The following is a 15,163-nucleotide window of genomic DNA, read 5'->3' on the forward strand; positions in this document are numbered from 1 at the left end:
TTGTCATGTCAAGTTTTAAAAGTCCGGCGTATAACGTCAAGGCCGTGCCAGTCGAGAAAATCGTGGCCAACAGCTATAACCCGAATGTCGTTGCTCCCCCGGAGATGAAACTGTTGGAACTGTCCATCTGGGAAGACGGCTACACGATGCCCCTCGTGTGTTATTACCGGGAAGAAGAGGATATCTACGAGCTGGTTGACGGTTACCACCGCTATCTGGTTATGAAAACATCCGTCAGGATTTACAAGCGCGAGAACGGATTGCTGCCTGTAACGGTCATAAACAAAGACATCTCGAACAGGATGGCCTCGACTATCCGTCATAACAGGGCCAGGGGAATGCACTCGCTGGAACTTATGACAGGTATTGTGGCGGAACTGTCAAAATCGGGTATGTCCGACAGCTGGATCATGCGCAACATAGGCATGGACAAGAACGAGTTACTCCGTTTCAAACAAATCTCAGGTCTGGCTGAATTGTTTCGTGACAGGAGTTTCGGGCTCTCAGACGACTGGTTGGAGGAATGAAGTGAAATTTTCTCATTGTCGATTGAATCTTTTCGAATGTAGATGTCTTTGTTGTCTTGAGGCGGATAAATAGCATGAAATTGCTGTTTTTGATGAATTATTTATAATATTATGATTTTTCGTTTTTCTCTTTATGCATTTGCAATAAAATGGGACGCTGTTAGAGAATGTTAGAAACGTATGAATTATTATAAGACTTAAAAATGTAAATGTTATTGTAGTGTAACTACTTGTTAATTAGTATATTATTGAATCAATAAAAAGAGAATAGTTATGAAGCTTTTTTGTTTGAACGAACACACGTCTTGTTACAATTATGCAAGATGCGTGCAAGAAGGATTCCGGTACTATACATTTGATAAGGGGCTGGAGCATGAGGAAGAGTTGCAGAATGACTGCATACTGTTTGTTTTGAAGGGCAGTCTTCGCTTCTCGTATAACGAATTCCAGTTTACGATTTCAGCGGGGAAAATGGTCTTTGTTTGTCGTGAGAGTCTGTTTAGCACTTATTCGTTGGAGAAATGCGAGGTTGTGGTTGCCCTGTTCGAAGGTGGTGTTTGGCCCTGTCAGAAAATCTCCTTTTCAGAATTGTCTTATTTGAGGGATATTATCGAATATCGTATGGAACCTCTTGAAATCAAAGATCGGTTATATCGATTTCTTGAACTTCTTGAATGTTACTTGAAAGATGGAGCGAACTGTATCCATTTTCACGAGATAAAAATCAAGGAGCTTTTCTGGAATATGCGCTTTTATTATTCTAAACGTGAATTGGCAAGTTTCTTTTATATGGTTATAGGTCGATCCCAAGGCTTTAGAAATATGGTCCTGAACAATTATAAAAAATGTAAAACAGTGAAAGAACTGGCTTCGGTTTGTGGTATTTCTATTTCCTCTTTCAAAAGACAGTTTGCGGCGGAATTCGGAGAAACACCAACCGGATGGATGCAGAAACAGTTGGTGCGTGAAATCAAGTACAAACTTTCGATTACAGACTTGCCGCTCGGAAGTATTGTTTACGAACTGAACTTTTCATCTTTAGCACATTTCTCTAGATTTTGTAAGAGATGCTTGGGATGTTCTCCAAAGGAGTGGAGAGAGCAGATGAAAAATAATTTGAAAACATTTTAAGCGACATTGATAAACAATAGAGCTAAAATGAAAAAGTTTGATGTGCATTATTAAATAATTTATTATATCATGAATAGTATTTAATAAATTATTGAAGAGTTAAATTTATTTGTTTTAAGATTTTGTCTATTCACTTGATAACTTATCTAAAATTTATACTGTCATAAGATCTTTATTGCACTGTGGATTTGCATAGAAAGGTTTATAATGATAAGTGCTATTACTTCCTTGATTGTCTTCTTGTATCTTTATATTCAATTTATAGTTTTATTTGTTGTAACAACAAATAGATCAGATATTTAAAAAGTAAAACTCCTTTTTTATCGATGTAGTAATGATTCTGCTCCTTCAGAAAAATTTTCTATCTGTTACTTCTACTTAGGTATTTACAATGATAGAAATTTTTGTGAAATATGAAAGTAGAAGTATCCTCTATGTGTGGTTATACCAAACTAAGTGTGGAAACAATCAGCAAGAAATATGAAATCAAAGAGTGAAGAGCTTTTTTATAGATTAGAGAAGGGGCTAAAATAGATTTATAATTGTGAGATATTTATTTTTTGTTTCTATTATAGTATTCATAAAAACGACTGGCACTTCTTGTTCTTTCATAATATTTAATTAGTTCGTAAATATGGTTATATCTTTTTGAATTTTAATGGGAAGCGTTTACGTTCTGTTATGCTATTTGTTTCGTAAAAAGATTATATAACTCGGACAACAGGAGTTTTAGTTTGTTGTTGTAGTTAATATGTTTATTAATATAATTGTTACATTGAAAACAATAGTTATTTTGTTTTTTATGCTATTATTGGGGATATTTTAAATATATTTACAATTTGTATATCATTTTGCATGCAGTTTGCATTTTTAATCCATGAGATTGATCTATGGTTAAAATGATAAATAAAAGGGCTGAAATGAAAACATTTGTTTTTGAATAAATTTCGATTTTTGCAAAATAATTAAAAATTAAACCTTATGATGAAGAAAATTTTTATCTGTTTGTTTTTGTCTGGTGTTTTTATGTATCACACAAATGCCCAGACCGCAGTAGAGGGTAACAAGTTTCTGGACAACTGGTCCATCGGGATCAGTGCGGGAGGAACAACCCCGTTAACACATCATTCTTTCTTTGGAAACATGCGCCCGATCACGGGGATAGAACTGAATAAACAATTGACACCGGTTTTCGGTTTCGGTTTGGAGGCGGTCGGAAGCTTTAACACCTCACAAAGCAGGACCATTTTCGACCGCTCCAATGTCAGTCTGTTGGGGTTGGTGAACCTGAACAATCTCCTTGGGACCTATACCGGGGTTCCCAGACCTTTTGAAATCGAAGCGGTGGCCGGAATCGGATGGTTGCATTATTATATGAACCGGGAAACGGGTTCCGATCAGAACAGCATGTCAACAAAACTGGGCCTGAACTTTAATTTCAACCTGGGAGAGAGCAAGGCATGGACATTGGCACTGAAACCTGCCCTGGTCTATGACATGAATGCTATGGGTTCCGAAGCCGTACGTTTCCATTCCGGACGGGCCGTATGGGAAATATCCGTTGGTCTGAAGTATCATTTCGGATGCAGTAACGGGAAACACCACTTTACAAAAGTGAGAGCTTACGACCAGCAGGAGGTGGATGTCTTGAACGCAAAAATTAATGAACTTCATACACAGGCCGGTAAAGATGCCGAGGCATTGCAGGAGGCAGTGCGAAAGGTAACGGAACTGGAGGCCGCACTGGACAAATGCCGCAACCAGGAACCAAAAATTGTGAAAGACACCATTGACAACACTAAAAAGACGCTGGAATCCGTCATAACTTTCCGCCAGGGCAGGACGACAGTTGACAACTCCCAACTCCCGAATGTCGAACGTATCGCTACTTATTTAAAGAACCATAAGGGAGCAAGTGTGCTCATCAAGGGTTATGCCTCTCCTGAGGGAAGCGTGGAAGTTAACGAGCGGATCGCCCGACAAAGAGCGGAGGCCGTGAAAAAAATGCTGGTGGGCAAGTATGGAATTGCAGAAGAACGGATTGTAGCCGAGGGCCAGGGAGTAGGGAACATGTTCGAGGAGCCCGACTGGAACCGGGTAAGCATCTGTACGATCAACGCGGGAACGGAATCCAGTAGCCGTTAAATGCGATCCGGAAAATACCGGAAAGATGCATTCACTTGAACAGAATGTATTAACTATATTTATTCTACACGTAATTTGAAATGCTATGAACAGGTATGTATCTGAAATGATCGGGACAATGATCCTTGTTTTGATGGGATGCGGAAGTGCTATTTTTGCCGGGGATATGCCCGGTGCGGTCACCACCGGGGTGGGTACCCTGGGAGTTGCCATAGCCTTCGGGCTGTCGGTGGTCGCCATGGCATACGCTATTGGCGGAATATCCGGATGCCATATAAATCCGGCGATCACACTGGGCATGTACTGCTCGGGAGGAATGGGGGGCAAGGATGCCCTGTTATACATTATTTTCCAGATAATCGGGGGGATTCTCGGATCAGCCGTACTTTTCATACTGGTATCTACGGGGCCACATGCCGGCCCTACCATGACAGGGAGCAACGGCTTTGCTGAGGGGGAAATGTTGCAGGCCTTTATCGCTGAGGCCGTCTTTACGTTTATTTTCGTTCTTGTGGCGCTGGGAGCCACGGATAAAAAGAAAGGGGCCGGTAAACTGGCGGGCCTGGTCATCGGGCTGACGCTTGTCTTGGTGCATATCGTATGTATTCCCATCACCGGAACATCAGTAAATCCCGCGCGCAGCATAGGACCCGCACTTTTCGAGGGAGGAGGCGCGATCTCACAGCTTTGGCTATTTATAGTCGCTCCACTGACAGGAGGTCTGGCCAGTGCCATAGTGTGGAAAGCCATTTCTCAGCATAGCGACAGACAACGATGAAGGGAAGGTGGATGACCCCGAGACACGTTTCTCTGTTATCCACCTTTGTTTGATACATTATTATCAACAAAAATAAAAAAAGATGTCAAAAAGTAGTTTTTTACTGGATTTTAAGGCGTTTGTCATGCGTGGAAACGTAGTAGACATGGCCGTGGGTGTGATTATTGGCGGTGCCTTCGGGAAAATAATATCTTCAGTGGTGGCAGACATCATCATGCCACCGATAGGGTTGCTGGTAGGCGGAACCAACTTCTCGGAACTGAGATGGGAATTGGAACCCGCCAGGGTAGTTGATGGAGTCGAACAGGCGGCCGTCACGATAAACTATGGAAACTTCATACAGACCATGCTGGATTTTGTGATCATCGCTTTTGCCATTTTCTTGTTCATCCGCCTGCTCTCCAATCTCAGGCGCAAAAAAGAAGAGACACCCTTGCCCCCACCTGTCCCGAGCAACGAGGAAAAGTTACTTTCAGAAATACGTGACTTGCTGAAGAAACAATGACGTTTATTCAAACGGTATGGACGGTATCGGGCAGGAACATATCTGAGGAACAGGCTACTCCTTGGCGGTGGAAATTTTCCTTTGTCCCTGAATGATAAAAATAGTGTGAACATTAAAATTCAGATATGACTAAAGCAGATATTATAAACCGGGTCTCTGAGGAGCTTGGAATCGATCGCAGGACCGTTGGCCTGGTAATCGAGAGTTTCATGAAATGCGTGAAGGATGCACTCGGCAGAGAGAGAATTGTATTCCTGCGCGGATTCGGGACCTTTTCTTTGAAGAAAAGGGCGGCAAAGAAGGCACAGAATATCCAACAGCACACAACCATATGCATCCCGGCTCGCAAGGTCCCTCATTTTAAACCCTCGGAGTCTTTCTTGGTTCTCCGGAAAGAAGATAATCGAAAATAGACCGGGAGTGAATCTACCCCTTCCATTGTCAGGGAGGGGTGGATTTTAATGTGTTTTATGGAAATTTATCAATCATGTTTTACTCCTGTTTTCCAGCCCCGTTCAGATATGGACTACAGGATCATAGATGACCGGACGATCATGTAGATTCCCGGTAAACCTGTAAATAGACTGTTATGCGTGTTTTCAATCTTTTATTGTTGATCTCCATGTTCATTCCTTTTCCGCTGCCCGCTCAGGTGGGCGAACGTTATATAGAGGTAACCGGTACTTCCGAGATAGAGGTAGTTCCTGACAGGATTCATTACGTTATCGAAATAAGGGAGTACTTCGAAGAAGAGTTTGATGGCGTATCCAAACCGGAAGAATATCGGACGAAGGTTCCTCTTACCAGGATAGAGGAGGAATTGAAGCAGGTTTTGAAAATAGTCGGAGTGCCACGGGAGGCAATCCGCACAAAGGATGTGGGCGATAATTGGCGTAAGCCGGGACAGGATTTTCTGGTTTCCAAATCATTTGATGTCACGTTACGTGACTTCACACTGATTGATGAAATTTTAAAACGGGTGGACACAAAAGGAATTCATACGATGTATATAGATAAACTGGAACATAGGGATATCCTGTCCTATCACAGGAAGGGCAAGATAGAAGCACTGAAAGCGGCACGGGAAAAGGCGGTTTACCTGCTGGAGGCAATAGGTAAGAGGCCGGGTGAGATCATCCGCATCGTGGAAGGAGGGGATGCTGGAAAAGAGATGTTTGCACAAGGTCATATCTTATCGGTTGCCCCGCCCCCATTCGAGAGAAGCCGCACGATAAAAAAGAGATATTCGATGCTGGTCCGGTTCGGGATCGTGGATCGATGAACCGTTATTATAACAAATCCCGGAATGGACTTGCAAGAGAAGATAACGGGCATTCGGGTTTGCGGTGAAATATCCGGCCTTTTCTCTGACCGGTAAATAGATTAATAGATTCAACTCACGATAAGATGAAAGATTATTACTTTATTATGAATGCCGGGGTAAAAGCCGGAGGGGAGATCACCCATGCGGTATTAGAAGGGAAAATTGTATCCGCACCGAAAGGATACGATGCCTTCACGGGGATTGAAGCGGCCAGGGAGAAACTGGCTTGCGGGAATATCCGTCAGCAGATGGAAGAATTCGGTATCGAACTTGAGATCGTGCCGGTAAATACTGATTTTTTTACTACGATGAAGGAATATTGCGTTTATTGGTTTGAAAACGGAGAACCGAGGCACGAGGTATTTTCCTGTCTGGACGGGGCGGAGATGTTTTCCTGCATGATAAGAGGACAGGACGGCGTGGAACACGTGGAAATATCCGAGGAAGATATTTCCGCTCCGGAGGAATTCCGGGAAATATGCCCCGGAGATTTCTCTTGAACATATGACATGGATCCGGGGTCCTTTTTTGCCGTAGCCTGGCGGTAAAGGGACCTTATCTGGTTGTAAAATCGGGCAGTGTCAACCATTTTTTCACCGATTAATCGCATACGCAAGATGAAAGCTCCACGGAAAATTTATACATGGACCAGTATCCTGCTTTTCGTGTGCTGTTCCCTTATTTTTCTTTCATGTGAAAAGGAAGAGCTCGGGGAAGCCATGGAAAATCGGAAAACGTTATTCATGTTTCTGCCGTGGTCCACTGACCTGACAGGCTATTTTTACACCAATATCGCGGATATGGAGGCGTGTGTAAGCAGAAGGGGGCTGGAGCATGAAAGAATTCTCGTGTTTATGTCCACGAGCTCTACGGAAGCCACGATGTTTGAGATCATACATTCCAAAGGAAAGTGCGATCGTAAAACGCTGAAAAGGTATGGCACTTCGGGGTTTACTACGGTGGAGGGCATAACGGGGATATTGAACGACGTGCAGGAATTTGCTCCTGCTCCGGTTTACGCTATGATCATAGGTTCCCATGGCATGGGATGGCTTCCCGTGGACGGTACACAGGCGGATTCCCTTTTCCGGATGAAAAAGCATTGGGAGTATCAGGAGCAGCCGCTGACACGCTATTTCGGGGGACTGACCCGGGAGTTCCAAACGGACGTGGGTACCCTGGCCCGGGGGATTGTAGGCGCGGGCGTCAAAATGGAGTATATCCTGTTTGACGATTGCTATATGTCATCCGTAGAGGTTGCCTATGAACTGAAAGAAGCCACAAGATTTCTTATAGCCTCTACCAGTGAAATGATGGCATACGGAATGCCTTACGCCACTGTGGGGGAGTTCCTGCTGGGAAATCCTGATTACGGATCCCTTTGCGAAGGATTCCACGACTTTTATTCAACCTATGAAATGATGCCCTGCGGGACACTGGCTGTGACAGATTGCTCTGAATTAGATAATATGGCTGCTATCATGAAAAGTATCAATGACAGGTATGTTTTCGATTATTCCCTACAAGGAGAACTCCAGGGACTGGACGGATACACCCCCGTCATCTTTTATGACTTTGCCGATTATGTCCTCACCCTCTGCTCTGACCCTGTCCTGACAGCCCGCTTCAGGGAACAGCTGGAGCGGCTTGTTCCCTATAACCCCCATACGGGTAAATTTTATTCTAGGGCAAAGGGCACCTTCCCATACGTACTATTCCGGGGATAACGATCTCGGCCCCGAGCACCAATCCCATGGTCTTGCTGAAAGGTACGACCTCTTGGTGTAAGACCACATATGGGTAGTTATGCGGAAAGTAAGAGCATTTTAATGGATATTTGGTCTTAATGATCCTTTTTTAATGAGACCGGCATAAGTTTGTTAGCTATGTCTATTTTCAAAAGACAAATCTGAATGTGATTTGGTGAAGCTTTCCGAATAGAAGCTGTGATTCATCAGCTTGTGATAACAAAGCTGTATTGTGAGCAACGGGTATGGGGCATTTGGGATGTTTTTCAAATTATAGTAAATAATAATATCTAGCTAATTTTCTTATAATTTTTTATTCGATATAGTAGTAAATGTTATTAAAATGTAGCAAAATATAACATATATACTGATTTTGATAAATAATAGAACTGAAATGGAAATACTAGATTATATCGCACTCTTTAACTTTGCACGCATAAAAAAGAGTTCTATATGTTTTTACATATGGCATGAATAAATCAGAAAACTCTCTAATAAAGGTTTACATTATGCGAATGAGTCATGAGATATTCAACATGGAATGGTCCAACAGGGATTCGATTTACCTGCATACTCGGGACGGTGTCCTCTATTCGGCTTTCGCCGGATCGGCTGAAAGACTTTTAAGTCTCGTGGGCGGGTTGCGTCCCTGCAGGTCCTTCTGGTGTGGGCAGGAGTTTCCGGCCGTCCACTCTATACGTGCAAGAAAGATTCTGGAGTCTTTTCCGGGAAGCTGCATTTTTATTAATGATTATTACATAAGGATAACTTTGGCTTGTCCTCTTATAAAATAAAGTAACGAAACAATGAATAACAGTATGATGAAACCGTTTTTTCTTCTGGTGTTTTTGCTTTGTTCGGCTGGTGCCTTCTCTCAAAAGGTTGCCTTGAAGAACAATCTGGCCTACGATGCCTTGAAAACTCCCAACCTCTCCTTGGAGTTCTCCATGGGGCGTAAATGGACCCTTGACACACAGGTGGGTATGAATTTCTTTTTCTACACGCGGGACGCCACGTCTTCCCGGTACAAGGCAAAGAAGTTCAGTCACTGGCTTGTCCAGCCGGAGCTCCGTTATTGGACCTGTGACGTTTTCAACGGCTGGTTCTTCGGGTTGCATGCCCATGGCGGCCAGATGAATATCGGAGGTGTCGATGTCCCCTTCGTGCTTCAGAAAGGGGACGGAAACATGAAGGACCACCGTTACGAGGGTTATTTCTGGGGAGGCGGGTTGAGCGCCGGTTACCAGTGGGTGCTTTCCAACCGTTTCAATATCGAGGCCTCCTTGGGTATCGGTTACGTGCACGCCCGTTATGACAAGTACAAGTGTACCACCTGCGGGCAGAAGCTGGGCAAGGGGGATGCGGACTACATAGGTCCCACCAGGGCCGCCATTTCAATTATTTACATGTTGAAATAACTCCCTGAATCCGGGGACACAATTTTTTATTCTATCATGCTAAAAATGTATATCAATGAAACCTTACCATATTAACAAGAAGCAAATCCTTATCATGGGCTGCCTGGGAATGTTTCCCTTGTTTTCTTCCGCCCAGGACATTTTATCAACGTCAGGTACCTCGCGTTGGGATTATTCAAACAGCCGTGTGGAGCGTGAACCGGGTAGAGATGCGTTGGATATTACTTTCAGTGTCTTCCCCCTGGCAGGGCTTGGAAGCCAGGAAGTCGCTTACCTGTTCCCCGTCTATGTCTCGGTTGACGGGCGTGACAGCGTCCGCCTCGAACCGGTCTGCGTGGCCGGCAAGAGAAGATATAAGGTGATCAAGCGTCGAAAGGCGTTGGGCAACCTGAAACCCGGTAACCCCGGATCCGGCGAGGTCCGTTCCGCCAAGGTGCTGGAAAGTTCGGGCCTGACTGTGAAAAGGAGCGTCCCTTTTGAACGGTGGATGGCTGACGGGCGTCTCGTTGTCAGGGAGGTGTCGTACGGCTGTGCCGAGTGCGGCACGAACGAGAGCGAGGATATTGCCTTTCAGGCCGGTATCCCCCTCTTCGGGGAAAAGGATTATGCCTACAGTTTCATCGAACCGGAAAAGGTCATGATCAAATGCTACAAGGATTCCTTCGACTGTAAGGTGGTCTTTCCTGTTGCACGCCACGACCTGCAGGAAGATTTTGCAGGCAATGCTCAGGAGCTTGACAGGCTGAAGAAGTTTCTCTCGGAGAACCTGAATATTCAAGGAACGTCACTCAAGGAGGTAGATATAAAAGGCTATGCCTCTCCCGAGGGGAGCTTCGATTACAACAGGTCCCTCGCGCAACGACGCACCCAAACCCTTTCAGATTATATTTCGCGTCAATACCCCGCCTTGAAAAATGCACCGGTTTATCGTACCGAGGGTATCGGGGAGGACTGGGAGGATCTTAAATCGATGGTCAGCGGCTCCACCCTCGTCAACAGGGACGAAATTCTTTTTATTATCGGACATAACGAGCGTGACACGGAACGCGAGGAGGCCATCCGTGCCTTGGATGACGGCAGGAGCTATCGCCTCCTCCTCGAAGAGTTCTACCCGGGACTGCGGCGCACGACTTTCAGTCTCAGTTTTGACGTGAGACCTTACACGGTGGAGGAACTTCCCGAAATTTTTGAAACGAAACCCGAGTGTCTCAGTCAGCACGAGATGTACCAGCTGGCCGGACTGTACGCTTCCCGGGGGATGTCTCCCCTTCCGGTGTACGAGAGGGCCTACGGGCAGTTCCCGGATGACACCGTGGCAATCCTGAATTACGCCAACGCCCTGTTGAAATACGGGCAGGATGCGGACGGCGCGTTGCGGGTGTTGGAACCGGTAACGAATGACAGCCGTGCTTTCTTTCCCATGGCCGTTGCCTATAACATGAAAGGTGACTGGAGGAAGGCGGAAGAATTGATCAAGAAAGCCGGTATGGCCCAGGGCAAACAAAAACTCTCAGGGGAGCCCGGGGACGGTGAAAACAATCAGCAGATAGAGATGTAACTCAGACATAGTTATATATAGTATTAGTAATCTTAATTTAAAAACAATTCGAATTATGAAAGTAATGAAGTATTTTGCAGTGGCCTCGTTGGCGTTGTTCGCTGCATGTAACAACGAAGAGAATCCGGTAGCGCCGGAGAGTGGCAACCAACCGGTTGATGTGGTGATGTCAGTGGCATTACCCGGTCCGGGCACACGTGCCGCCATGGGCGAATTGCAGAACACCGCCAACGACCAGGATGCGGCATCGGTTGAAAAACTGCATGTGTACTTGGTGGCTGGGGAAGACATTGTCCTGTCGAAGGAATTTACAAAAGATACTGATGATTTTACCAAGCTGACTTCGGCTACTGTCGTGGGTGCAGAGGCAACGACGGGAGGTTATAAATTCCTTGACGTGGACAATGGCGTGACAAAGGCACTTGTTATCGCTAACCCTCAGGGAGCGTTGGTTGACGGTGAGGGAAAGACTGTTGCTGAAATCAGCAAACAACAGCTGAAAGCCCAAATTAATGAAGTGATTTATGCCGGTTCTGAAACACTTACCACTGTTGGCGCCGAGCCTTATGGCGTCAATCCTCAGGAAGACAAACGTACCGTGAAGAAGGCCGAGCTCACCTTGACCGCCAGCATGAACCGCTTCCAGGTGACCGGTACCAAGTTTGTCAAGGTTATCTGGAAAGACGGGAAAAAGACCGAGGCTGAACAATGGTGCACGACTTGGCTGGCCAAGGATGAAAATAAGGGAAAGAGCAGTGCCGAAGCGTGGGCCGCTTTCAAGGCTGATGCCGCAGGCTTCAACGGCCAGACATGGGACGGCAAGTCTGACATTGCCCAACAGACCAGCCTGAGTCAATGGCTGCAGGTTGTCGAAGTGACCACTGCAAACCAAGGTATCCTGATGAACCGTTTCAGCAGAACGCTCTCTGTTCCTCAACTTACAGTGGAAGAAGAGGCAAACTGGTTCTGGGCCAAAACCTACGCCGGAGATCGCTATAAATTCGAAGACGGCACGTTCAAACCCGACGGTAGCACGGACTTGTCGGAAGTGGCCTCCTATTTCAATGCAGCGGGTTTCGATTTCGCACAGGGGGCAAAGGCCGCAGCGTTTAACTTCTTCGTGAACGGTATTACGGGTTACGGTAAGGAAAACAACGCTCCAAAACTTGCTTTCGTTTTCAAGACAGGTGACGACGGCGTATCCGCCGACAGACGTTTTGTCGTTATATCCGGTTACGCGAAGGCAGAAGGTGAAACTGCAGGCACGACGGATCTGGAAGCCGGCAAGGGCGGTTACCTGATCAATCTGGATCTCGCTGCGCTGAACGGGGGCCAGGGTATCCTCGTGGATGTTGACCCGAGCATTCCTGAAGGTGTGACTCCCGAACCAGGCGGACAGGGGGATTTGGAGGACGAGAACGTGAACGTCATCGTCCGTGTCGAGGTGCAGCCTTGGACCGCTGTGAACGTATTCCCCATCCTTGACTGATACAGATAGAGAGTAATAGCCGCTTGCCGGAGCGCTTTTCCCGTATCGGCCCTGACAGGCCAGTACCGGAATCCGCCCCGCACTCTCGGGGAGGGGAAAGTTTGTCCCCTCCCTTTTTTATTACCCGCGGGAGGGAAACGTGTCCTCTCTTTCGGGAAAATTACAGTATTGATTTATAATAATTAGTGTAAAGTATGAACATAAGAAACATACCGACCTGGCTGGGCCTGTTGGCCGCTTTATACCTCGTGACCGCATGTGACCGGGTGTATGACGACCTGAGCGGCTGCCTTGGCAACACGATCGTCTTCTCCTACCTGGCCGATGACAACCGGGAACATCTGCAGGAATACGTGGATGACATTGACGTCTTCATCTTTGACGTCGGGAACGGGGCCTTGGTGGAGAAACACCACCTGGAGGGAGAACAGCTGCTTTCACCGCTGGAGGTCAGGCTCCCGGAAGGTGATTATAAAGTAGTGGCCGTGGGCAACGCGTTGAACGAGACGGTTATCGGGGATGGTGCTTACGGTGAAGCGTCGGTTTCCCGGCCCGAACTGGCGGAAAAGGACGGACCGGCGGCCGGCACGTTTGACAGGCTATACCTTGGGGAAACCACCATCACGTCGAAGGTCATGAACGACTCCCGTGACGTGGTAAGACTTTATTCCCAGCACGTGAAAATCCATGCGGTAGTCCTTCCCGACGACGATGAGAACGCCGGGACCTGGTACGAACAGAACAAGGGGACGGGCTTCCGCCTGACGATGGAAACGCTCTCAGCCCGTTTCTCCTTTTCCGGGCAGCGTTCGGGAGAAACATCCTTCGACCTTCCGTTTTACACGGGAGGAAAAAACGACCGTTTCGTGCTTGATTTCAATACCCTGCGCTTCAAGGACGGGGACCCGCTGACGATCCGTCTTATGCAGGGAGATAAGGTTCTCTGCACGGTAGATGTCGCGGAATATATCGCTCTGTATCCCGACCAGATACGGATAACGGGGCGGCAGGAAGCGGTGCTTCCACTGTTCTTCCGCCAGAATCCCCGTTCTCTGACAGTAAGTGTAAAACCCTGGGAAGCCGTTGACGTGGTTCCCATAACCGATTGATGAATATTATGCTGAAAGATACTAAATATACTCGCACGGTAAGGGCCTTGAGGAACTTTGTGATGACGGTGTTGCCGCTCTTTTTCCTTGCCCTGACAGGATGCCGGAACGAAGAAGATATCCCGGAACGGCTTTCCGGAGAGGATGACGTGACCGTCAGGCTGAACCTGTCAACCCGTGGCGTAACAGCCGGGGGAAGTGAGATGCTGGACCTTTATTCCTCCGATCCGGCCAACTGGTATAAAACCGGCACACTGTTTCCCCAAGCCCCCGCACAGCCCAGAATAGCACTTATGGTTTTCAACAAGGAGCAGAACCGGTATGTGTACAGTCGCCTGCTTCCTTTCAGTTCGGGCAACGCGGAGGGGGAATATCAAACCAAGATACGCATCCCCAAAGGCGAGAGTGAATTCTATGCTTTCTATGCCCCCAACCAGACAGGAAAGGACCTGCCCTATTATACGCCCGGAGGAATCCTGCAGAACGCAGTTCCATGGGACTTCCTCGGGGAAGGCATGGAGGAGGTGGACAGGGAGGATATTGTCGAAGCCGCATTCCCTGCCATCATCAGGGAGCAGGATGACGGCAGTCTCGGCATTCCGGTGGACAACCCGTACGATGGTGTGACTCCTTCCCCGTCGGATGAGAAGATTATAGATTGGACAACAACTTCCAATATCTCTTGGGATGACGCTCCCGGAATATCCAACAGGTTGCATATGGGCATGCTTTCGGGAAAGCTGTCCACGGCCGTCCAGCCCGCTTCCGGGGAGCAGGTGCAGGATATCACAATCCCGCTGTTCCGTGATTTCTCCCGTGTCAGAATATACATCGCAAGCATTGCCCCCTTTGAGCAGATCATTTATAATTATAAAAGGATTGCCTTTTTGAACTTTCCGGTACTGATGTCTCCTTCTTTCAGGGAGAATGACTCGGACGGCGGCCAGCTTGCAGGATCCACCCCGGGAACGGGAAAGAACACGGAGCATACGGGCACGTATTCCTATGGAATAAAAAATGAAGCGCAACTGACCATCCACGAGGCCCCCCTCAATGCCGGCGGAGAGATTGACTATACGAAAATGGACGCCCAAAAATACGAGCAGTTCTTCCTTCCCCAGTACCTGGCCCCGTATATTCCGGAAGCCAATTCCTGGCAGGAAGGACACCCTCACCCGAAGATACAGCTGACAGTGGAGTATTATACAGGAGGAAACATCTCACAGACCAGGACAAGGACCTTTTTGCTTGACATTGGCGAGGAAAGTTCTCCCGGGGTGTATTCCGGCCCCATTTACCCGAACCGGGATTATAAGGTATTCATGGTCTTGCCGGAAGCCGCGGACAGAGAGATTATCTACCGGGTCGAATCCTGGGAGCGGAAGGATGTGGAGTTCCCTCCTTTTCAGTGATGTTCACGATTTTGTCATT

The 15,163-nt window shown here is 46.9% G+C and carries 13 protein-coding genes and 1 pseudogene; all 14 read left to right on the forward strand.

Going from position 1 to position 15,163, the window contains the following annotated elements; genetic code table 11:
• Positions 1-5 precede the first annotated feature (5 nt).
• The 14 genes and pseudogenes from HMPREF9007_RS20655 (at position 6) to HMPREF9007_RS20590 (ending at position 15,144) form a co-directional block, all read left to right on the forward strand.
• Positions 6-527, forward strand: a complete 522-nt coding sequence (locus HMPREF9007_RS20655) for a ParB/RepB/Spo0J family partition protein (protein ID WP_005798034.1) — start codon at positions 6-8, stop codon at positions 525-527.
• A gap of 273 nt (positions 528-800) precedes the next feature.
• A complete protein-coding gene (locus HMPREF9007_RS20650) occupies positions 801-1,658 on the forward strand; it encodes an AraC family transcriptional regulator (RefSeq protein WP_008760194.1) in 858 nt (285 codons plus the stop codon).
• Positions 1,659-2,642: 984 nt separating this feature from the next.
• Positions 2,643-3,803 (forward strand): OmpA family protein, encoded by a 1,161-nt coding sequence (locus HMPREF9007_RS20645; RefSeq protein WP_032850202.1) that lies wholly within the window; start codon positions 2,643-2,645, stop codon positions 3,801-3,803.
• Between the two features lie 85 nt (positions 3,804-3,888).
• Positions 3,889-4,581, forward strand: a complete 693-nt coding sequence (locus tag HMPREF9007_RS20640; protein ID WP_008760196.1) for an MIP family channel protein — start codon at positions 3,889-3,891, stop codon at positions 4,579-4,581.
• 82 nt (positions 4,582-4,663) lie between these two features.
• The gene (gene mscL, locus HMPREF9007_RS20635) at positions 4,664-5,086 is read left to right on the forward strand and encodes a large-conductance mechanosensitive channel protein MscL (protein WP_008760197.1); all 423 of its coding nucleotides are present in this window, start codon (positions 4,664-4,666) and stop codon (positions 5,084-5,086) included.
• Between the two features lie 125 nt (positions 5,087-5,211).
• On the forward strand, positions 5,212-5,499 hold the full coding sequence (locus HMPREF9007_RS20630; protein WP_008760198.1) for an HU family DNA-binding protein: 288 nt from the start codon (positions 5,212-5,214) through the stop codon (positions 5,497-5,499).
• Positions 5,500-5,675: 176 nt separating this feature from the next.
• Entirely contained in the window at positions 5,676-6,368 is a 693-nt protein-coding gene (locus HMPREF9007_RS20625; RefSeq protein WP_008640895.1) for an SIMPL domain-containing protein, read from the forward strand.
• Positions 6,369-6,493: 125 nt separating this feature from the next.
• Positions 6,494-6,910, forward strand: a complete 417-nt coding sequence (locus HMPREF9007_RS27470) for a hypothetical protein (protein ID WP_277754619.1) — start codon at positions 6,494-6,496, stop codon at positions 6,908-6,910.
• Between the two features lie 117 nt (positions 6,911-7,027).
• Positions 7,028-8,214: pseudogene (locus HMPREF9007_RS20615) on the forward strand (clostripain-related cysteine peptidase).
• 750 nt (positions 8,215-8,964) lie between these two features.
• Positions 8,965-9,576, forward strand: coding sequence for a DUF3575 domain-containing protein (locus HMPREF9007_RS20610; protein WP_005823195.1), 612 nt, complete (start codon positions 8,965-8,967; stop codon positions 9,574-9,576).
• Positions 9,577-9,631: 55 nt separating this feature from the next.
• Entirely contained in the window at positions 9,632-11,134 is a 1,503-nt protein-coding gene (locus HMPREF9007_RS20605) for a hypothetical protein (protein WP_032850118.1), read from the forward strand.
• A 55-nt stretch (positions 11,135-11,189) separates the two neighbouring features.
• Positions 11,190-12,623 carry a hypothetical protein gene (locus HMPREF9007_RS20600; RefSeq protein WP_008760203.1) on the forward strand — a complete coding sequence of 478 codons (1,434 nt, stop codon included), beginning with the start codon at positions 11,190-11,192 and terminating at the stop codon, positions 12,621-12,623.
• Positions 12,624-12,817: 194 nt separating this feature from the next.
• Positions 12,818-13,732 carry a FimB/Mfa2 family fimbrial subunit gene (locus HMPREF9007_RS20595; RefSeq protein ID WP_008760204.1) on the forward strand — a complete coding sequence of 305 codons (915 nt, stop codon included), beginning with the start codon at positions 12,818-12,820 and terminating at the stop codon, positions 13,730-13,732.
• The gene (locus HMPREF9007_RS20590; RefSeq protein WP_032850204.1) at positions 13,732-15,144 is read left to right on the forward strand and encodes a DUF5042 domain-containing protein; all 1,413 of its coding nucleotides are present in this window, start codon (positions 13,732-13,734) and stop codon (positions 15,142-15,144) included. The genes HMPREF9007_RS20595 and HMPREF9007_RS20590 overlap by 1 nt, the downstream gene beginning before the upstream one ends.
• Positions 15,145-15,163 lie beyond the last annotated feature (19 nt).

It is taken from the genome of Bacteroides sp. 1_1_14, assembly GCF_000162515.1.
Classification (GTDB): domain Bacteria; phylum Bacteroidota; class Bacteroidia; order Bacteroidales; family Bacteroidaceae; genus Bacteroides; species Bacteroides thetaiotaomicron.